At 72.6% G+C, this 19,592-nt stretch carries 20 protein-coding genes; 14 read left to right on the plus strand and 6 right to left on the minus strand.

All coding sequences use genetic code 11. The features are described from left to right. From FNH04_RS09010 to FNH04_RS09045, 8 genes are all read left to right on the plus strand, one after another. On the plus strand, positions 1-847 hold an 847-nt coding region (locus tag FNH04_RS09010; RefSeq protein ID WP_152782127.1), incomplete at its 5' end, for an SDR family oxidoreductase. Between the two features lie 117 nt (positions 848-964). Continuing rightward, positions 965-1,165, plus strand: coding sequence for a CsbD family protein (locus tag FNH04_RS09015; RefSeq protein ID WP_152782129.1), 201 nt, complete (start codon positions 965-967; stop codon positions 1,163-1,165). Positions 1,166-1,337: 172 nt separating this feature from the next. Beyond that, positions 1,338-1,607 (plus strand): hypothetical protein, encoded by a 270-nt coding sequence (locus FNH04_RS09020; protein ID WP_152782131.1) that lies wholly within the window; start codon positions 1,338-1,340, stop codon positions 1,605-1,607. A 28-nt stretch (positions 1,608-1,635) separates the two neighbouring features. Then, on the plus strand, positions 1,636-2,226 hold the full coding sequence (locus FNH04_RS09025) for a hypothetical protein (RefSeq protein ID WP_228031244.1): 591 nt from the start codon (positions 1,636-1,638) through the stop codon (positions 2,224-2,226). Between the two features lie 96 nt (positions 2,227-2,322). Beyond that, positions 2,323-2,772 carry a DUF6098 family protein gene (locus FNH04_RS09030; protein ID WP_152782133.1) on the plus strand — a complete coding sequence of 150 codons (450 nt, stop codon included), beginning with the start codon at positions 2,323-2,325 and terminating at the stop codon, positions 2,770-2,772. 72 nt (positions 2,773-2,844) lie between these two features. Next, complete coding sequence (locus FNH04_RS09035) at positions 2,845-3,057, plus strand: hypothetical protein (protein WP_152782135.1); 213 nt, start codon at positions 2,845-2,847, stop codon at positions 3,055-3,057. Next, positions 3,054-5,132, plus strand: coding sequence for a glycosyltransferase (locus FNH04_RS09040; protein WP_322722789.1), 2,079 nt, complete (start codon positions 3,054-3,056; stop codon positions 5,130-5,132). Before FNH04_RS09035 ends, FNH04_RS09040 begins: the two co-directional genes overlap by 4 nt. Positions 5,133-5,162: 30 nt before the next feature. Continuing rightward, entirely contained in the window at positions 5,163-6,416 is a 1,254-nt protein-coding gene (locus tag FNH04_RS09045; protein WP_152782137.1) for an LCP family protein, read from the plus strand. A gap of 28 nt (positions 6,417-6,444) precedes the next feature. Here FNH04_RS09045 and FNH04_RS09050 read toward each other — a convergent pair whose 3' ends face one another. From FNH04_RS09050 to FNH04_RS09060, 3 genes are all read right to left on the minus strand, one after another. Beyond that, positions 6,445-7,686: an NAD(P)/FAD-dependent oxidoreductase gene (locus FNH04_RS09050; protein ID WP_322722790.1), complete on the minus strand. Its 1,242-nt coding sequence runs from the start codon at positions 7,684-7,686 to the stop codon at positions 6,445-6,447. Further along, complete coding sequence (locus FNH04_RS09055) at positions 7,683-9,197, minus strand: amidase (protein WP_228031246.1); 1,515 nt, start codon at positions 9,195-9,197, stop codon at positions 7,683-7,685. Before FNH04_RS09055 ends, FNH04_RS09050 begins: the two co-directional genes overlap by 4 nt. A gap of 107 nt (positions 9,198-9,304) precedes the next feature. Continuing rightward, positions 9,305-10,627 (minus strand): Nramp family divalent metal transporter, encoded by a 1,323-nt coding sequence (locus FNH04_RS09060; protein ID WP_322722791.1) that lies wholly within the window; start codon positions 10,625-10,627, stop codon positions 9,305-9,307. Positions 10,628-10,782: 155 nt separating this feature from the next. On the opposite strand from FNH04_RS09060, the gene FNH04_RS09065 reads away from it, so the two are divergent. Further along, complete coding sequence (locus FNH04_RS09065; RefSeq protein ID WP_152782141.1) at positions 10,783-11,784, plus strand: Lrp/AsnC family transcriptional regulator; 1,002 nt, start codon at positions 10,783-10,785, stop codon at positions 11,782-11,784. Between the two features lie 19 nt (positions 11,785-11,803). On the opposite strand, the gene FNH04_RS09070 is transcribed toward FNH04_RS09065, so the two are convergent. Further along, on the minus strand, positions 11,804-12,583 hold the full coding sequence (locus FNH04_RS09070; protein ID WP_152782143.1) for a DeoR/GlpR family DNA-binding transcription regulator: 780 nt from the start codon (positions 12,581-12,583) through the stop codon (positions 11,804-11,806). Between the two features lie 137 nt (positions 12,584-12,720). Between FNH04_RS09070 and FNH04_RS09075 the strand changes: the two genes are divergently transcribed. Genes FNH04_RS09075 through FNH04_RS09085 form a run of 3 tightly spaced genes read left to right on the plus strand, consistent with a single transcriptional unit; the run spans position 12,721 to position 15,295 of the window. Further along, complete coding sequence (locus FNH04_RS09075) at positions 12,721-13,611, plus strand: SIS domain-containing protein (RefSeq protein WP_152782179.1); 891 nt, start codon at positions 12,721-12,723, stop codon at positions 13,609-13,611. A gap of 12 nt (positions 13,612-13,623) precedes the next feature. Further along, a complete protein-coding gene (locus FNH04_RS09080; RefSeq protein ID WP_322722792.1) occupies positions 13,624-14,487 on the plus strand; it encodes a class II fructose-bisphosphate aldolase in 864 nt (287 codons plus the stop codon). A 25-nt stretch (positions 14,488-14,512) separates the two neighbouring features. Further along, positions 14,513-15,295: a helix-turn-helix domain-containing protein gene (locus FNH04_RS09085; protein WP_152782145.1), complete on the plus strand. Its 783-nt coding sequence runs from the start codon at positions 14,513-14,515 to the stop codon at positions 15,293-15,295. Here the strand turns inward: FNH04_RS09085 and FNH04_RS09090 are convergent. Continuing rightward, on the minus strand, positions 15,285-16,493 hold the full coding sequence (locus FNH04_RS09090) for a methyltransferase (protein ID WP_194236609.1): 1,209 nt from the start codon (positions 16,491-16,493) through the stop codon (positions 15,285-15,287). The two genes, FNH04_RS09085 and FNH04_RS09090, sit on opposite strands and share 11 nt — an antisense overlap. A gap of 100 nt (positions 16,494-16,593) precedes the next feature. Here FNH04_RS09090 and FNH04_RS09095 point away from each other — a divergent pair, with 100 nt between their 5' ends. Both FNH04_RS09095 and FNH04_RS09100 read left to right on the plus strand, forming a co-directional pair. Beyond that, complete coding sequence (locus tag FNH04_RS09095; protein WP_152782147.1) at positions 16,594-17,271, plus strand: alpha-ketoglutarate-dependent dioxygenase AlkB family protein; 678 nt, start codon at positions 16,594-16,596, stop codon at positions 17,269-17,271. A 115-nt stretch (positions 17,272-17,386) separates the two neighbouring features. Beyond that, positions 17,387-18,625, plus strand: coding sequence for an ROK family protein (locus FNH04_RS09100; protein WP_152782149.1), 1,239 nt, complete (start codon positions 17,387-17,389; stop codon positions 18,623-18,625). An 81-nt stretch (positions 18,626-18,706) separates the two neighbouring features. Here FNH04_RS09100 and ilvY read toward each other — a convergent pair whose 3' ends face one another. Then, a complete protein-coding gene (gene ilvY, locus FNH04_RS09105) occupies positions 18,707-19,573 on the minus strand; it encodes an HTH-type transcriptional activator IlvY (protein WP_322722793.1) in 867 nt (288 codons plus the stop codon). Positions 19,574-19,592 lie beyond the last annotated feature (19 nt).

Genomic DNA, 19,592 nt, shown 5'->3' on the forward strand with positions numbered 1-19,592 from the left:
CCCCCGCCCCGAGTTCTCGCAGCAGGACCAGGAACACCCGGGCTGGACCGGTCCCATGGACCCGCCGCCCGACCACGGTGAGGACTCCTACGAGGGCCGTGGGCTCCTCCAGGACCGCAAGGCCCTGGTGACGGGCGGCGACTCGGGAATCGGCCGTGCGGTGTGCCTCGCCTACGCGCGCGAAGGGGCCGACGTCATCTTCACCCACCTCCCGGAGGAGGACCGCGAGGCGGCCACGACGACACGGCTTGTCGAGGACGCTGGGCGCAAGGCCGTCGCCGTCCCCTGTGACATCCGGGAGGAGGAGCAGTGCCGTCGCCTGGTGGAGCGTGCGGTCGCCGAGTTCGGGCGGATCGACATCCTGGTGAACAACGCGGCCTACCAGATGTCGCAGCCGGAGGGGATCGGGGCGATCTCGACCGAGCAGTTCGACAGGGTCGTGCGGACCAACCTGTACGGCATGTTCTGGCTGTGCAAGATGGCTCTGCCGCACATTCCCGCGGGCGGGTCCATCATCAACTCCACGTCCGTGCAGGCGTACAAGCCCAGCCCGCATCTGCTCGACTACGCGACGACCAAGGGCGCGATCGTGACCTTCACGCAGGGGCTCGCGCAGATGGTGGCCGGTGACGGTGTCCGCGTCAACGCCGTTGCCCCCGGCCCGGTGTGGACCCCGCTGATCCCGGCGACGATGCCCGACACCCGGGAGTTCGGCAAGCAGGCACCGCTCGGCCGGCCCGCACAACCCGCCGAGATGGCACCCGCGTACGTGTTCCTGGCCTCGCCGCAAGCGAGTTACGTCACCGCGGAGGTCATGAACGCCACCGGTGGCACACCGCTGCCCTGACCCGGAACCCCGCGCTTCGGCGCGAGGCCCGACTACGCACCGTGACTCTCCAGCGCGCGGCGTGTCGCAGCGCGGCTTACGTTGGGCGGGCAGGCGTCCACACCCCAAGGAGGAGCCATGGCCGGTAAAGCCGGTAAGGGCGGCGCTGACAAGATGAAGGGCAAGGCCAAGGAGATGGTCGGCAAGGTCACGGGCGACCGCGAGACGCAGGTCGAGGGTGAGATCGACCAGGCGCGCGGCGAGGCCAAGAAGACCCGGGCCAAGGCCCGCGAACGCGGCCAGGAGGCCGAGCGCACCACCAGGCGCGACCGCTCCTGAGTCCTGCGCGCCGAGGGGGCTCCCGTTCTCCGGGAGCCCCCTCGGCACGTCCGCACCCGGACCGTCGGACAGGACGGGCGAACGTGTTCCCGGTGGTCACAGGGGTACTCGGGCGCCCGCACGGCTTCCGGCGTGCGACGTGTCCCGCAACATGTCCGGAAAGGAGCCGCGCATGGCTGTCGCGCCCCGCCCGGGAACCGGGGACACCCTCGGCCCGGCCCACGGAATGTCCCACGCCGTCGGTGGTCCGGGGCCGATTCTCGGCGTCCGCAGCTTCGCGCGGGTCTCCGGCCGCGAGACGGACCGGTGGCTCCGGCAGCCGATCCGGTGTACGCGGCTGCCGACCGGCCGTATCCGCCTGAACTGCCTTCGCGACGCGGCCACGGAGGCGGCCCGGATCCGTGCCGGACTGCGCACCGACCCCGTAGGAGCCCCGCGATGAACCACCGACCGCGCGAAGGAGACCCGCGATGAACCACCGACCGCGCTCCGGCACCACGACTCACCCGGAAAGAGAGACGACTCACCGCGAACGGGACACGGGCAACCACCGCCCGGGCCTGCTCGGGATCTACCTCAACGACCATCTGGCCGGATCCACCGCGGGCGTCGAACGCGCCCGCTACCTGACGCGCGCGTCCCGCGGTACGGCGATCGCCTCGGCCATGGGGCAGATCGCCACCGAGATCGCGCAGGACCGCGACATGTTGCTGGAGCTGATGAGGAGACTGGACGTGCCGGCCCGCCAGTACAAGATCCTGGCGGGCTGGGCGGTCGAGAAGGCGGGCCGGCTGAAGGCGAACGGCAGGATCGTGCGGCGCTCTCCGCTCAGCACGCTGATCGAGCTGGAGGTGCTGCGGGTGGGAGTGCAGGGCAAGGTCGCCGTGTGGCAGACGCTGCGGCGGCTGTCCGAGAGCGAGGACCGGCTCGACCCGGGGCTGATCGACGACCTCCTCGACCGCGCCCACCGGCAGCTCCGGACCCTGGAGGAGCTCCATCTGCGGCAGGTCACGGAGACCTTCCGGACACCCGGCCGATCGAGAACGGGAGCACGAGGATGAGTGACCCCGGCCGAGGCCGCGAGCAGGGTCGGCACCACCACGACCGGCCTTGGCGCGGTACCGATCGACCGGACGCCGCCTGTGAGGAGCGACACGATGAGCACCCCCGACGCGCTGCCCGTCCTCCGCTCCCTCGGAGAACTGGCCGCCCTGGTGGAGCGCACCCCTCACCTGTATGTGCGCTGGTCACACGGCCCCGAGGCCGACCAGGGCGCTGCCGAGAGCAGGGACGCGCTCACGGGCGTCCGTATGCCGGGCCTGTCCGCCAACCCCCTCGACGTCGAACCCTGGTGGGAGGACCGTCCCGTGGAGCTGTGGGTGGCCCGCCGGCTGTACGACTACTCCCACCTGCCACGGGAGAAGGGACCCGGAGTACGCCCCTGGGTCCTCCGGGGCCGGGTCAGGGGGCGGGGCCCCGACAACGAGCCACTGGTCCACGAAGTGGAACCCGTCGGCTGGATCGAGGACGGGGTCATCAAGGAGGCCGAGACCGCGGTCGCCGACCAGGAGGGGCAGTGGGGGACCATGCGGCGCGACGACCGGTGAGGCACAAGGGGTTTCTGTGAGGCTCGTCGTCGGGGCCGTGCAAGCGGAACTCTGTGGCTAGACTCGCGCCCCATGCGTGAAACGTGCTCCAACGGGCAGCCGGAGAACAACTTCTTCCGCCCGTCGCGTCCCGGCGCGTACGACCGGAGAAGAGACACCCTGCCCCGTACGGCTGCCGCTGCCGGGCGCGTGCCCGGTACGCGCGTACGCCCCAACCCCACCGCGGCGCACCCCCGTTCCGGTCGGCACCGCACCTCGGCCGAAAGGGGGGACGGCATCCCGTGAAGGGCCGCCACAAACAGTCCCGTGATCCCCGGGGGCACTGGCTCTTACTGATCCTGGTCCTCCCCGCCATGTTCGCGGTCCTGCTCTTCGAGGGCTGGACCAACCACGAGGTGGACGCCGCCAAGACGCGGTCACCCTGCACCTCGCCCGCACCGGACACCGTCGCCCGAGGCGGTCCCGTCGTGGGGATCAACGGCAACGGCATCCAGACCGGCTCGATGCCCGCCCGCACCGTCGCCCTCACCTTCGACGGCGGTCCCGATCCGGTGTGGACCCCCCGCCTGCTCGACCTGCTGCGGCGCAACAACGCACGGGCGACCTTCTTCCTCATGGGCTCCAAGGCGGCCCGTTACCCGGAGCTCGTGCGGCGGATCCGTGCCGAGGGCCATGAGATCGGCTCCAACACCTACACGGGCGCCGTCCTGGGTGAGACCTCACCCAGCCGCTTCGCGGCGGAACTCGACCTGACCCAGACCGCGTTGGCGGGCACCGCGGGCGTGAACCCCACCCTGCTGCGGATGCCGCGCATCACCACGCCGGACACACTGTGCGGCCGTGAGTGGCGGGCGGCACGGGAGGCCACCTCCCGCGGCTATGTGCTGGTCACCGCCGACAGGTCGTCCCGCAAGCCGGCCCAGGGCATGATCCGTCAGTTCAGCCAGACGTCGATCGCCTACCAGCAGGCGAGGAGCCTCCTCGCCGACCCGGACGTCGACCGCTTCACCACCGTGTCGGCCGGGCTGCGGCTGGTCCCGTACTCGCCCGTGTCCGCGGCCGAGCGATGGCAGGGCACCGCCCTGGTCTGGGCCACCGAGCTGGGGCGCGCCTTCGTGAGCGCCATGACGTGGACCCTCGCGATCGCGGGCGGCCTCGGGCTGTTGCGCCTGGTGCTGCTCGGCCTGTTCGCCCGGGCCCACGTCCGCCGGCTCGAGAGCTCCCGTCCCGGCGCGCCCTGGCTGCGGGAGGTCACCGAACCGGTGACGGTGCTCGTGCCGGCGTACAACGAGGAGGCAGGTATCGAGTCCACCCTGCTCTCCCTGCTGGCCTCCACCCACGAGCAGTTGCAGATCATCGTGATCGACGACGGTTCGACGGACGGCACCGCGGATCTCGCCGAGGCGATCGGGGATCCGCGCGTGGAGGTGGTCCGCAAGGTCAACGAGGGCAAGGCGGCGGCCCTCAACACCGGGCTGGCACACGCGCGGTACGACATCGTCGTCATGGTCGACGCCGACACCGTCTTCGAACCGGACGCCGTCCGCCGGCTCATCCAGCCGCTGGCGCACCCGGCCGTGGGCGCCGTCAGCGGCAACGCCAAGGTCGGCAACCGGCGCGGCCTGCTGGCCAAGTGGCAGCACCTGGAGTACGTCTTCGGCTTCAACCTCGACCGCCGGATGTTCGAGGTCCTGGAGTGCATGACCACGGTCCCCGGCGCCATCGGCGCCTACCGGCGGGACGCGCTGGTGAGCGTCGGAGGCGTCAGCGAGGACACCCTCGCCGAGGACACCGACCTCACGATGGCCCTGTGGCGGGCGGGCTGGCGGGTGCTCTACGAGGAGTCCGCCATCGCCTGGACCGAAGTGCCCACCTCGCTGGGACAGTTGTGGCGGCAGCGCTACCGCTGGTGCTACGGCACGATCCAGGCCATGTGGAAGCACCGCCGTGCCGTCTGGTCCGGGGGAGTGGCGGGGCGGTTCGGCCGCCGCGGACTCACGTACATCGCGCTCTTCCAGGTCTCCCTTCCGCTGCTCGCACCGGTCATCGACGTGTTCGCCCTGTACGGGGTGCTGTTCCTCGATCCCTGGCTGTCGGCCGGGGTGTGGTTCGCCTTCCTGGGCTCCCAACTCGTCAGTGCCCGGTACGCGTTGAGGCTCGACGGCGAGAGACTGCGGACCCTGTGGTCGATGCCGTTCCAGTTCTTCGTCTACCGGCAGCTGATGTACCTGGTCGTCATCCAGTCCATGGTCGCCCTGCTGCTCGGCAGCCGGCTGAAGTGGCACCGCATCCGGCGTTCCGGGACGGCAGGTGAACAGATCGGAGGCGCGCCGCCGTATAAGAGCCTGCCGACGAGGTGATCCCGATGTGGTGAGGGACTGGACAGGCCGATGAGTGACTGGACCGACCGTCTGGCGGGCGACGGCCCGGGCGAGGGAGTGACACAGCCGGCGCAGGCCGGAGCGGGGCGGGCGGTGGACGGGAACCCGTCCCCGCCCCCGCCGCGCACGGCGCCCCTGCCGGGTATGCCGTCCTCCACCGCCGCAGGCCGTATGGACGTCGTCGCGGGCCGCGTGGACGCCGTGCGCCGAGCCTCCGGGCACCGCAGGAGAGCCGGTGGGTCCGGGGGCCCCGAACGCGGCGGCAGAGCCCCCGGGCGCCGGCCCACCCGGCGCCGCCGGGGCGTGCGGCTGGCGATCCTCACGGTCGCCGCGCTGCTCGTCTCCCCGGTCGGGGCGTACGTGTGGGCCGACACCGAGCTGGACCAGGGGGTCGACCTGGGCACGCTCAGGGACCGTGCGCCGAGCGGCCGGGGGACCAACTACCTGATCGTCGGCTCGGACAGCCGCGAGGGGCTGTCCGAGCAGGCCAGGAAGAACCTGCGCACGGGCTCGACCGAGGGCCGCCGCACCGACTCGATGATCCTGCTGCACACCGGCGCGGGCGGCACCACGATGATGAGCCTGCCGCGTGACTCGTGGGTGACCATCCCGTCCTTCCTGCGCCCCGAGACCGGCAGGCGCTACCCCGACCAGCCGAACAAACTGAACGCCGCGTTCTCGCTGGGCGGTCCCGATCTGCTCGTCAGGACCGTCGAGCGCAACACCGGACTGCACATCGACCACTACACCGAGATCGGTCTGGCCGGCTTCGTCGACATCGTCGACGCGGTCGGCGGCGTGGACATGTGTCTGGACCGGGCCATCAAGGACAAGAACTCGGGCGCGAACCTGCAGAAGGGCTGCCAGACCCTCAACGGCGCCCAGGCGCTGGCGTTCGTACGGCAGCGCAAGCAGGAGGCCGAGGGCGACCTCGGCCGCACCCGGAACCAGCAGAAGTTCCTCGCCGCTCTCGCCAGGAAGACCGCCACCCCGGGCACGCTCCTCGACCCGAGCAAGGTCTTCCCGACAGTCGGCGCGGGCCTCGACACGCTCATCGTGGACAAGGACACGGGCCTACAGGAGCTCACGTCGCTGTTCCAGGCGATGCGCAAGGTCACGGGCGGCAGCGGACGCCAGGTCAACGTGCCCGTCTCCGATCCCGCCTTCGCCACGTCCAAGGGCGTGGCCGTGAAGTGGGACATGCGCAGGGCACGGCAGCTGTTCGCGCAGCTGAGGGAGGACCGGCCGGTCTCGGCCCGATGACCGGCCGGTCCAGCGGGGCACGGCACGCTCAGCGCAGCGGATGCAAGGGGCCGAGCTCGGCGGCGGAGCGGCCGGTGACGATCGACTCGGCGAGCAGTCTGCCGCTCAGGGGGCCCAGGGCGATGCCCCACATGCCGTGGCCGCCGCAGACATGGACGCGGGGCGAGCGGGTCGGGCCGACCAGGGGCAGACCGTCGGCGGTGCACGGGCGCGGCCCCACCCAGACGTCCTCGCGGCGGCCGAAGTCGGCACCGGGGAGCAGGGAACGGGCCGCGCTGACGATCGCCCGCACCCGGCGCGGGTCCGCCGGCCGGTCGGGCGCGGTGAACTCCATCATCCCCGCGACCCGTACACGGTCGCCCAGCGGTGTGCAGACCACGCGCTGCGCGGCGAAGTACGTGGGCCGGGTGGGCAGCCCCCCGGGCGGCAGGGTGAAGCTGTAGCCACGGCCGGACTGGACCGGGGTACGCACACCGAAGGGCGCCGCCAGCCGGTTCAGCCAGGCGCCCGCCGCCAGCACGGCCACGTCCGCGCGCAGCTGCGTACCGTCGGCGCAGTGCGCGGCGACCGACGTGCCGAGGTCCCGGATCCGGGTGACGCCCGACCCGGTGACGATCTTGCCGCCCCGGTCGCGGACCGCGCCCGCCAGTGCCGCGACATACGCCCCGGGATCGATGTGCCGCTGTCCGTGCAGCCGTACGGCCGCGTCGACCCGTACCGACAGCGCCGGCTCCTCCCGCCGTGCCGCGGGCCCGTCGAGCAGGTCGTACTCCACGTGCTGGCCCGCCGCGCGCACCGCCTCCAGCTCCGCCACGAACGGCGCGCGGTCCGCCGTGGAGGTGAAGGCGATCAGACACGGTCCGCCCGTACGCGTCGGTTCCGCGACACCGCCCTCGGCGAGTTCGTCGTACGCCGCGAGGGCCTGGCGGTTCAGCGCGGCGAAGGCGCTCATCGCCACCTGCCACCGCCGGGTGGTGCAGTTGCGGCTGAACGACAGCAGGAACCGGGCCAGCCGGACGTCCGCGCGGGGCGGGACGGAGAGCGGTGAGGCGGGGGAGAAGAACGTGCTCAGGCCCAGCTTCAGGGCGCCCGGCTCGGGCAGCGGGACGGTGAGGGACGGGGCCAGCCAGCCCGCGTTGCCCCAGGAGGCGCCCGCCGCGACGCCCCGGCGGTCGACGACGGTGACCTCCACGCCCGCCTCCTGGAGGAACCAGGCGGTCGCCAGCCCGGTCATGCCGGCGCCGACCACGACGGCGCTCCGCGGACTCACGACAGGTTCCCCTCCGGCGACGTACGACCCTCCGGCGACGTACGACCCTCCAGCGACGCCCGACCGCCCAGTGACGCGCGACCGCCCAGTGACGCGCGACCCTCCAGTACGGCGGCCGAGGGCCTGCGCTCACCGAAGCGCGTCGCCTGCTCGAAGGCGTACCCGGCCCGCAGCACGTCCCAGTCCGCCCGGTGCGGACCCACCACCTGAAGGCCGACCGGCAGGCCCTGCGCGGTGAAACCGGCGGGGACGGACAGCGCGGGGCAGCCCGTGACGGAGATCAGATACGCCGAGCGCATCCAGTCCAGATACGTCTCCATCGGCGTGCCGTCCACCGACGCCGGGTAGGGCAGCCGGATGTCGAACGGCGCGACCTGACTGACCGGCAGCAGGAGCAGGTCGTACGTCTCGAAGAACTCCCGGACCCGGTGGAAGAGGGCGGCCTGCTCCAGCTGGGCCAGCCCCAGGTCCGGGCCGCTGAGCCCCCACCCCTGCTCGATGTTCCACACCACGTCGCGGGACATCCGGTGCCGGTGCTCCTCCAGCAGCGGCCCGTAGGCCAGCTCCATCTGCCAGGCCCGCTGGATCAGGAACACGTCGTCGGCGCCCGACAGGTCGGGGCAGGCCTCCTCGACCTCGCAGCCCAGCCCGGCGAACACCTCGACCGCGGGCCGGAGCACGTCCCGTACCTCCGCGTCCACGGGCACGGCCCCGCCGAGATCGGGCGACCAGGCGACCCGCAGACCCCGTACGTCACTCTCCAGTCCGCCCGCGAACGCCGAACCCGGTGTCTCCAGGGCGCGCGGGTCGCGCGGGTCCGGACCGGCCAGCACGGACAGCGCGAGGGCGACGTCCGCCACGGTCCTGGCCATGGGGCCCTTCACCGAGAGCTGACCCCACGGCGCCTTGTCCGGCCACGAGGGGACCCGGCCGGGGGAGGGGCGCAGACCGACCACGTTGTTGAAGGAGGCGGGATTGCGGAGCGAGCCGCCCGTGTCACTGCCGTCGGCGAGGGGCTGCATACCGCAGGCGAGGGCCGCTCCCGCGCCACCGCTGCTGCCGCCGGCGCTGCGCGAGAGGTCGTACGGGTTGCGGGTGGCGCCGAAGACGGGATTCACGGTGTGCGAGCCCATACCGAGTTCGGGGACGTTGGTCTTGCCGATGGTGATGGCTCCGGCGCCGCGCAGGCGCTCGACGACCAGATGGTCCCGGTCGGGGACACGGTCGGCGAAGACCGGTGAACCGTACGTCGTGCGGATGCCGGCCGTGTCGTGGAGGTCCTTGTGCGCGACGGGCAGCCCGTGCAGCGGGCCGGTCTCCGCCCCGGACGCCAGCCGCTCGTCCGCCTCGGCCGCCCGCTCCAGCGCCTGGTCGGCGACGAGACTGACGACGGCGTTCACCTCCGGATTGGCCCGCTCGATCCGTTCCAGGTGCGCGGTGACGACCTCCCGGGCGGACACCTCGCGGCGCCGGATGGCGGCGGCGAGCTCGGTGGCGGTCCAGAAGCACAGGTCCGACCCGTGAGCGGTGGCCCCCTCCGTGCCGGCCCCCTCGGTGCTGGTCCCCCCCGCTGCGGCCTCCTTCGCGGTGGACAGGTCCGTAGTGGTCACGGTGCGGTTCACGCCCCTCCGATCGTTTCCTTGAGCTGTACGACGGCGAGCACTCCGAACAGGACGAAGGAGCCGGACAGCAGCACATTGCCGGTGATCTTGTTGCGGTATACGGGCTCGACGCCCCGCCGGTTGAGCAGCACCAGCAGCGCCCCGGACAGCAGCGGCAGGATCAGCGACCCCACGGCGGCATACGTCAGCACCAGGGGCACCGGCCGCCCCAGGAACGTGACCGCGAGGGCCGCGACCACGCAGTACAGCAGGAAGAGGCGGAAGGGACGGCTGTGCTGCGCCATGTGCGGCTCGGCCTCCGCGTCCGGTACGCCGCGCATCGTCCGCAGCGAGTCGGACAGCAGATAGCACAGCGCGTTGAACCCGCCGACGAGCGCGCTCAGCGTCACCAGGAAGAACGTCCCCAGGAACAGCACGCGGGCCACCGACCCCAGGTCCGCGCCGAGCGGATCGGCGAGCGCGGCCAGCCCCTCGTTGCCGGTGATGGTCCTGCCGGTTCCGAAGAGCAGACCCGCGCCCACCACCGTCGTACAGAGCACGAACAGGAAGGTGACCGCGTAACTCACCGCCGAGTCCGCCCGCATGACGCGCAGCCGGCTCCGGTCCCGCCAGCCCTTCTCCCGCACCCAGTAGCTGTACGAGGCGATACCGGCCGTACCGCCCACGCCGCCGATGAGAGCGAGCACCGTCACCATGTCCCCCTCCGGCAGCCTCGGGCGCAGCGAGGAGAACAGGCCGGTCGGATCGTCGGTGGTGGCCAGCGTGACCACCGCCAGCACGACCATGCCGAGGAACTTGGCGAGCATGAAGACGCTCATCACCCGCTCGAAGAGCGTGTACCGCCCCACGTACACGATCGCCGCGGACACCAGCGCGATCGCCACGGCCGACGGCCTCACCGGCAGCACGGGGAACAGCGTGGACAGCGCCAGCGCCGCCACCGAGCTCAGCGCCGCACCATAGATCAGCCCGATGACGAGGACGAACCCGAAGAACGCCACCGGCAGCCAGCGCCCGACCGACCCGAGGCCGGCGATCACGGTACGGCCGGTCGCCATGTACAGGCGCCCCACGGCCTCGGTGAGCGCGTACTTCACGACGACGCCGATGAGGATCGCCCACAGCAGGGCCATCCCGTACCCGGCGGCACCCGCGAGGGACGTCACCATGTCACCGGCGCCGACGCTCGTGGCCGCCAGGACCAGTCCGGGGCCCAGGACCGCCAGTGGCCCGCGCCGGGCGGTGGGGGCCGGTGCGGTGCCGAGGGGCCGATCCGTCCGTGGCTGTGGGGGACTGCCGGGGGCAGGAGTCGCGGTCACGTCAACCACCTCCGTACATCGGGGAGTCACGGGAGTCATGGGTTCGTGCAGCTTGTACGGTCGGTGCGACTCCCCCTCCGGCAGATTCGGGCACACTGACGGAAGGGAACAAGTTTTCCAGCGCAAGTGACGGAATCAGCCATATGCTGGGTCCGATGGACGCACGGCAGACCGGTTCCGTGGCGGATTCGCTGGACCGACGCATCATCAGCGCGCTGCAGATCGACGGCCGCGCCTCATGGCACCGCATCGCGGCGGCGCTCGGTGAGCCCGAACGCACGGTCGTGCGCCGGGGCTCCCGGCTGCTGGAGTCCGGGCTGGTACGGATCGGGGCCATGGCGGTGCGTGGCCGCGGCACGGTGGTCGGGGTGCGCTGCGCGCCCGGGCAGGCACGGCTGGCCGCGACGGCTCTGGCGCGTCGCCCCGACTGCCTCTGGGCCCACGTGCTGACCGGCACCTTCGACTGCGTCGCGGAACTGCAGTGCCCCCGCGACCACCTCGCCGGCCAGGTGATGGACGAACTCCCCGGCCTTCCGGGCGCGTTGGAGATCCGCACCCTCCCCGTACTGCGCCATGTCCGCACGATCCGCGAGTGGCACGCGGGTCTGCTCACCGGTGCGGAGATCGCCGCGCTGGCCGACGGCGACCCGGCGGCTCCGACCCACGCCACGGGCGATGTGCTGCAGAACTTCGACACGGCCCGCGAACTCCCCCGTCCGGACCGGCTGATGCTTCATGTCCTGGCCGAGGACGGGCGGTGCACCTACGAGGAACTCGCCCGGGTGTCCGGGGTGTCCGAGGCCACGGCACGGAGACGGCTGGGCGCGCTGCGGCGGGAGGGAAGGGTGCGCATCCGCGCCGTGATCGAGCCGACGCTGCTCGGACTCCACGTGGAGGCGCTGCTCTGGTTGGGCACCGTCCCCTCCAGGGTTCACGCGGTGACCAAGGCGCTCTCCGAGTCCGCCCACGTCCGTTACGTCAGCTTCGTCACCGGCGAACGCCAGCTCCTGGCCCTGACGGCCTTCCCCGACGAGCCGGCCCTCCACGACTTCGTCACGCTGTCCCCGTGGCTGCAGGACGTGGCGTCCGTGGACGTGTCGATGATCCTCGGCTCACTGAAACGGGGCGGAATGCCGGCGCCGTGGCTGCGCGGCTGAAAGCTCCGTGGTCCACGCGTCAGACCACGACGACCCGCACCCCCGCCTCCTCGAACGCCCGCACCGTCTCCGCCTCCACCGCCGTATCCGTGACCAGCGTGTCCACCGCCTCGGTGGCGCAGATCCGGGCGAAGGCCCGGCCGCCCAGTTTGCTGGAGTCGGCGGCCACGACGACGCGTTCGGAGCGCTCGCACAGCAGGCGGTTGATCGCGGCCTCGGCCTCGTCGTGTGCCGCCGCGCCGTGTGTGACGTCGAAGGCGACCACCCCGAGCACGGCCACGTCCATGGTGATCTGGCTGAGCACCCCGTCCGCGAGCGGGCCGACGAGCTCGTACGAGGAGGGGCGGGCGACGCCACCCGTCAGCACGATCTTGAACTGGGGCCGCACGGCGAGCTCGCCTGCGATGTTGAGCGCGTTGGTGACGACGGTCAGCGCGGGTGAACCGGAGGTGAGGTCGCCGCGCACGGCCAGGGCGCGCGCGACCTCCGTCGTGGTCGTGCCCCCGGTCAGGCCCACTGCCTCACCCGGGGAGACCAGGCCCGCGACCGCCTTCGCGATGCGCTGCTTCTCGGAGGCGTGGCGGGCGGTCTTGTAGCGCAGCGGCAGCTCGTACGACACACCGTGCACGACCGCCCCGCCCCGGGTGCGCACGAGCATCTGCTGCTCGGCGAGCTGGTCCAGGTCGCGGCGGATCGTCGCGGCCGACACCGACAGCTCGGCCGCCGCCTGCTCGACCTCCAGCCGCCCTCGCTCGACGAGCAGTTCCAGCAGTGCCTTCCAGCGGGCGTCACGCGACATCCGCACCACCCCTTCGTCCGTCGATCTTCCGGCGAACTCTAGCGCAGCAAGAGGCCACTCAATGCTTGATACTGCTTGGAATAGAGCTATATCTTGCAGGAACAAGCATGCGTGCGACATCCGCAGAAGGGGCCGCCATGACCCATGTCGAGGACGAGCTGACCAGCCAGCCCGAGTGCTGGGCCCGTGCCGCCTCGGAGGCGGCGGGACACGGCGGGGTGCTGCCGCCGCCCGGCGAGCGCGTCGCGATCGTGGGGTGCGGAACCTCGTACTTCATGGGGCAGTCCGTCGCGGTCCTGCGCGAGCGGGCCGGACACGGCGAGACGGACGCCTTCGCCGCCTCCGAGTTCCCGGACGGCCGCCCGTACGACCGGGTCGTCGCCCTCACCCGCTCCGGCACCACCACCGAGGTACTCGACCTCCTCGGCCGACTGCGTGGCCGTACCCGCACGGTCGCGATCACCGCGGACCCGGACACCCCCGTGGCGGCGGCCGCCGACGACCTCGTCGTACTGGACTTCGCCGACGAACGGTCCGTCGTCCAGACCCGTTTCGCGACCACGGCCCTCACCCTGCTGCGCGCCCACCTCGGGCTGCACACCGACGCGGTGGTCACCGACGCGCGCTCCGCTCTGGACACCCCGCTGCCCGAAGGCCTCGTCGACCGCACGCAGTTCACCTTCCTGGGCCGCGGCTGGACCGTCGGGCTCGCGAACGAGGCCGCGCTCAAGATGCGCGAGGCCTCGCTGGCGTGGGCCGAGGCGTACCCGGCGATGGAGTACCGGCACGGACCCATCAGCATCACTACCCACGGAACCGCCACCTGGATGCTCGGTGAGGCCCCCGAAGGACTGGCCCGACAGGTGGGCGACACAGGCGGGTTGTGGGTGTCCGAGGGGCTCGATCCACTCGCCGGACTCGTTCGCGCCCAGCGGCTCGCGGTGGCCGTGGCGGCCGCCCGCGGACTCGACCCGGACCGGCCGCGCCACCTCACCCGCTCGGTGATCCTCGGCCCGGCCACCCACTGACCAGGAGGAGCCGTGCCCCTCACCACCACCGGTGAACTGATCAGCCGCGCCGCCGCGGCCCGCTCCGCGGTCCCCGCGTTCAACATCATCACCCTGGAACATGTCGAGGCCGTCGTCGCGGGCGCGGAAGCGGCGGGGGCGCCCGTCGTCCTCCAGGTCAGCGAGAACGCGGTCAGGTTCCGCCACGGCCGGCTGCTCCCGCTGGCACGCGCCGCGACCGCCGCCGCCGAACGGGCGCGGGTCCCCGTCGCGCTCCACCTCGACCACGTCCGGAGCGACGACCTGCTGCGCCAGGCGGCCGACGCCGGGTTCAGCTCCGTGATGTACGACGCGTCACACCTGCCGTACGACCGGAACCTCGCCGCCACCCGTGCCGCCGTCGGCCTGGTCCACGCCCAAGGGCTCTGGATCGAGGCCGAGTTGGGAGAGGTGGGCGGCAAGGACGGGGCACCGCCCCTCGACGCGCACGCACCCGGCGCCCGTACCGACCCCGACGAGGCGCGGGCCTTCGTCAACGACTCCGGCGTGGACGCGCTGGCCGTGGCGATCGGCAGCGCGCACGCGATGACCACGCGCACCGCGGTCCTCGACCACACCCTCCTCGCACGCCTGGGCGCCGCCCTGGGCGTCCCCCTCGTCCTCCACGGCTCCTCCGGCGTGCCCGACGACGAACTGCGGGCGGCCGTCGCGGGCGGTGTCGCCAAGGTGAACATCGGCACCGCGCTCAACATCGCCATGACGGGAGCCGTACGGGACTTTCTCACCACCCACCCCGAGGTCGTGGACCCGCGGAAATATCTGAGCACGGCACGGGACGCCATGGTGGAGACGGTGACCCGGCTCATCCGAGCCCTGTGCGCGCGACCGGCCCCCTGACGGACCCCGCTGGTAATTTCCCACCATGCGGAAGACGGAGATCCACCTCGGCGAGCCGCCCGTCGTCGCGGCCGTCGGCGTGGGCGTGCACGGCGTCGCGAGCCGCACGGACGTGTTCCGGCTGCCCGAGCTGTGGCAACTGCACCTCTACCAGTACGACGCCGAACTGACCGTCGACGGTACGGCACACGCCGTACGCCCAGGCCGGGTGAGCCTCGTCCCGCCCGGCACCACGGTCCGCTACCGTTACCAGGGCCGCTCGGAGCACCTCTACGCGCATCTGCGCATCGCCCCGGCCGGCCCCTCCCGCACGGTGCCCCTCATGCAGGACACAGGACCCGAGCTGCCCTTCCTCACCCGTCTGCTGCTCCAGGCCGTGACCTCGGCCGCCCAGACCCCCGAACGCACCCGGTCCGAGATCTGGACGGCCTTGTGGCGCGTCGCCCACCTGAGTCCGGCTGCGGCACACTCCGGTCCCGGCGCCCACGCCCACCCTGCCGTCACGACCGCGATCGCCCATATCGAGGCCCATCTGGCCACCCCGCTCACCGTGCCGGGCGTCGCCCGCCTGGCCGGGGTCTCCCACAACCACCTCACCCGGCTGTTCCGCACCGAGACGGGCACCACGGTGGTCGGTTACATCCGCCGCCGCAGGCTCGACCGAGCCCACCACCTCCTGCGTGCCACGACCCTCTCGATCCCCGCCGTGGCCGCCTCCGTCGGCATCCCCGACCTGCAGGCCTTCAACAAGGCGTGCCGCCGCGAACTGGGCGCCTCACCGCGCGCGCTGCGGGGGACTACCGTCTGACGCCCTGCGAGGACCTACCGCCCGACGCTTTGCGGGATCCACCGCCCGACGCCTGCCTGACCGCCTTCAGGACCACGAACTTGGCGTCACTGGCCACGAGTTCACTGTTCCCGAAGAGCCGACGCAGCTTCACGTGGTAGCCGAGATGCCGGTTGCCGATCACCCACAGCTCACCCCCGGGCCGCAGCGCACGGCGCGCACCCTGGAACATCCGCCAGGCCGTGGCGTCCGTCGTCGCCTGGTGGGAGTGGAACGGCGGATTGTTCAGCACGAGATCGACACTGCCGGGCGGGAAGCCCTCCATCCCGTCGCCGACGAGGAACTCCGCCTTCCCCGCGGCGTTCGCCGTGTACGTCGCCTCCGCCGAGGCCACCGCCTGGTACGACTCGTCGACGAACACCACCTCGGCCTCCGGATCGCCCAGCGCCACCGCCGTACCGACCACTCCGTTGCCGCACCCCAGATCGACGACGCGCCCGCCGCCGCGGCCCCGCGGCAGATGCTGGAGGAAGAAGCGGGTGCCGATGTCGAGCCGGTCGGCGCAGAAGACACCGGCGTGGTTGGTGACGGTACGGCCGGACAACAGGCCGATACCGCCGGGCAGTTGGTAGGAGTACGGCCACGGACCGGCGCCCTTTGCCCGCGCGAGCGCCGGGTCCGGGGTGCAGAACACCAGCCGGGCCTTCTGCCGGGCGAGGGAGGTGTGCGTCGGGCCGAGGATCCGCTCGAACAGCTTCAGCGTGGAGGTGTGGATCTCCTTGACCATGCCGGCACCGACGACGACCGTCCCCTCGTGCACCGCGGGCGCGAGCCGGTGCAACTGGTCCTCGAGGAGGGCGAGGCTCTTCGGCACCCTGACGAGCAGCAAGTCGACGCGGTCCGGAGGGGTGTCCCGCGTGCTCAGGAGCCGTACGGCGGCCTCCTCGACCTCGTTGCGCGCCAGGTTGGCGCGGGTGGCCCGCTGAGCCAGGTACGAGTCGGTGATCTGCGCCGGCCCGTGTGCCGCGAGCGCCGTGGTCAGGGCGCCCCACCGGTCACCGACGACCACGACCGACCCCGTCAGCGGGGTCCCGCTCTCCGCGAGGTGACGCAGCAGATACGTGTCGGCCGCGTCCCAGGCACGCAGCCGGTCACGGGGGTCCTCGGGGAAGCGGGCCAGCTCGTACTCGGCCCAGGGCGCGGTCATACGGTCGTTCATCGTGAGCCCAGGCTAACCGAGCCGCAGCCGCCGTCCTCCCCGGGCCGCGGCGCACGCGCCGCCCCCCGATCCTGTCGGTGACGTGCGTGATGATGGGCCCATGGACGCCGAGCTGTTCCCCCGGAGCCCTACGGAGATCGCGCCCGGCGCGGTGCACCTGCCGGACTGGCTCGACGCGGAGCACCAGCGACGGCTCCTGGATGCCTGCCGCGAGTGGGCCCGGCCACCCGCCGGCCTCCGTACCGTACGCACGCCCGGCGGCGGCACGATGACCGCCCAGCAGGTCTGCCTCGGCTGGCACTGGTATCCGTACACGTACGCCCGCACGGTCGTCGACGGCGACGGCGCACCCGTGAAACCGTTCCCGCACTGGCTCGACGAGCTGGGCCGCCGCGCGGTGACGGACACCCTCGGCGCCGGCGCGGCCACGGACCCGTACGACATCGCCCTGATCAACTTCTACGACGGCGACGCCCGCATGGGCATGCACCGCGACAGCGACGAGAAGTCGGACGCGCCGGTGGTGTCGCTGAGCCTCGGTGACACCTGTGTCTTCCGCTTCGGCAACACCGGGTCGCGGTCCCGTCCGTACACGGACGTGGAGCTGCGCAGCGGCGACCTCTTCGTCTTCGGCGGCCCGTCCCGCCTCGCGTACCACGGGGTCCCGAAGGTGCGCCCGGACACGGCACCGCCCGAGCTGGGCCTGAAAGGACGTCTGAACGTCACGCTGAGGGTGAGCGGCTTCGAAGCGGGAAAATCCAGCCCTTCCGGCGTTTGAGGAGCGGGTGCCCGAGGGCTGGGGGTCAGGGGCGGCGGGGGCGAAAACCCGGCCCTCGCCCCACGCCCGACACTCCGGGCGCCCCGGGCGTGCGGATCATGGGAGACTCGCCCTCATGGACGGCAAGGCGGCCCCCAGGGCGACGGGCGAAGGGACCACACGAACGAGGCTGGACCGGGGGCGCGGCGCGCTCGGCCCGGCACTGGAACTCGTCCACACGGGACGCGCGCCGACACGCGCCGTACTGACCGCCGAGCTGGGCGTCACCCGCGCCACCGCGGGCGCCGTGGCCGCCGAACTGGAGGCCCTGGGGCTGATCCGGGTCGACGCGCACCCGGGCGCCGCCGCCGGCTCCCAGGGCCGCCCCTCCCACCGGCTGGACGTCGCCGAGGGCGGCCCCGTCGCGCTCGCCGCACAGGTCCACGCCGACGGCTGGCGGGCCGCCCTCGTCGGGCTCGGCGGCCGGATCGTCGCCACCGCGCCCGGCTGCGAGACCGTCGACGCCGACCCGGCGAAGGTGCTCGGCTCGGTCGTCGACGCGGGCGCCGAACTGCTGCACGAGACCGGCCGGCAGTGCGTGGGCGCCGGGCTGGCCGTGCCCTCCGCGGTCGCCGAGCCGGAGGGGCTGGCCCTCAACCCCCTGCACCTCGCCTGGCCCGCGGGTGCGCCCGTCCGGGAGATCTTCGCCGAGCGGGTGCGCGCGGCCGGTATCGAGGGGCCCGCGTTCGCGGGCAACGACGTCAACCTCGCCGCGCTCGCCGAGCACCGCCACGGCGCGGGGCGCGGCGCCCGCGACCTGCTGTGCGTGGCCACCGGGCACCGCGGCGTCGGCGGCGCGCTCGTGCTCGACGGCCGCCTGCACACGGGGAGTTCGGGCCTCGCCCTGGAGGTCGGCCACCTCACGGTCAACCCCGAGGGTGGCCGCCCCTGTCACTGCGGCAGCCGTGGCTGCCTCGACGTCGAGGCCGACCCGCTGGCGCTCCTCACCGCCGCGGGCCGCGACCCCGGCCCCGAGGTGTCACTGCTCCAGCAGGCCAACGACCTCATCCGCACCCAGTACACCGACCCGGCGGTCCGTACGGCCACCGAGGCGCTGATCGACCGGCTGGGCCTCGGGCTCGCGGGCCTCGTCAACATCCTCAACCCGGACCGCATCATCCTCGGCGGTCTGCACCGCACGCTGCTCGACACCGACCCCGAGCGGCTGCGCGCGGTCGTCGCCGACCGCAGCCTGTGGGGGCAGAGCGGAGGCGTGCCGATCCTGGCCTGCACGCTGGACCACAACAGCCTCGTGGGAGCCGCCGAACTGGCCTGGCAGCCGGTCCTCGACGACCCCCTGGCCGCGCTGGCCTGACGGCTCGGAGGCCCAGCCCGACCACTGGACGGGTCGTGGCAGGCGCGGGCACAGCCGAAGGCCGGGCGACACGGCGCCCCCTCATCGAGGTCCCGAGTCCTGTGCCGTGAGGCTCCACAGCGCCGCCACCTGCGGCCGCCGCAGATCGGCCCGCCGTACGCACAGCCCGATCGGGAACGGCTCCGGCGCACTGTCGACGGGGATCACCGTCAGCCGGTCGCGCACGGCGCTGTGGTCGAGTACCAGCCGGGGCACCACACCCGTGCCGCAGCCCAGCGCCACCAGGGTCAACAGCCCCTCGTGACCGTCGGGTTCGGCCGCCAGGTCGGGGATCGCGCCATGGGTACGGAACCAGCGGTCGGCGGCGTCGCGGACCAGACCGCGGTGGGGGAGGACGAAAGGGCCCCGCAGCTCCGGGTCCGGCCGGTCGCGGGCGGTGACGAGGACCAGCTCCGTGGTCGCGACCGTCCGGCCGACCAACTGCTCCGGCAGCCGGGCCGGGATCCCCGCCACCGCCACGTCCACCTCGCCCTCGTCCAGCCGGGCCAGCGCGGCCGCCGCGTCCCCGGTGCGAACATCGAGCCGTACCTGCGGACGGGCGGCCCGAAAGGGTGCCAGCAGATCCGGGAGCAGCACCTGGCAGGCCGTCACCGTCGCGAACACGACCAGGTGGCCGGTGAGTTCGGCCGGGTCCGGACGCTCCTCGCGGTACGAGCGCCACAACTCCAGCGCCTGCACCGCGTACTCACGGAACCGGTGCCCCTCGACCGTCAGGGACACGCCCCTCGGGCCCCGGTCGAAGAGGCGGTGCCCGAGGTCCGCCTCCAGCCGCTGCACGGTCCGCGTGAGGGTCGCCGGACTGACATGACAGTCGAGGCTGGTCCGCCCGAAGTTCAGCGTCCGCGCCAGATGAAGAAACAGCCGCAGCTCACGAAGATCGTCCCGCACGCACTCCACCCGGTCCTTC

The sequence above is a fragment of the Streptomyces phyllanthi genome (assembly GCF_009377205.1).
GTDB classification, from domain to species: Bacteria; Actinomycetota; Actinomycetes; order Streptomycetales; family Streptomycetaceae; genus Streptomyces; species Streptomyces phyllanthi.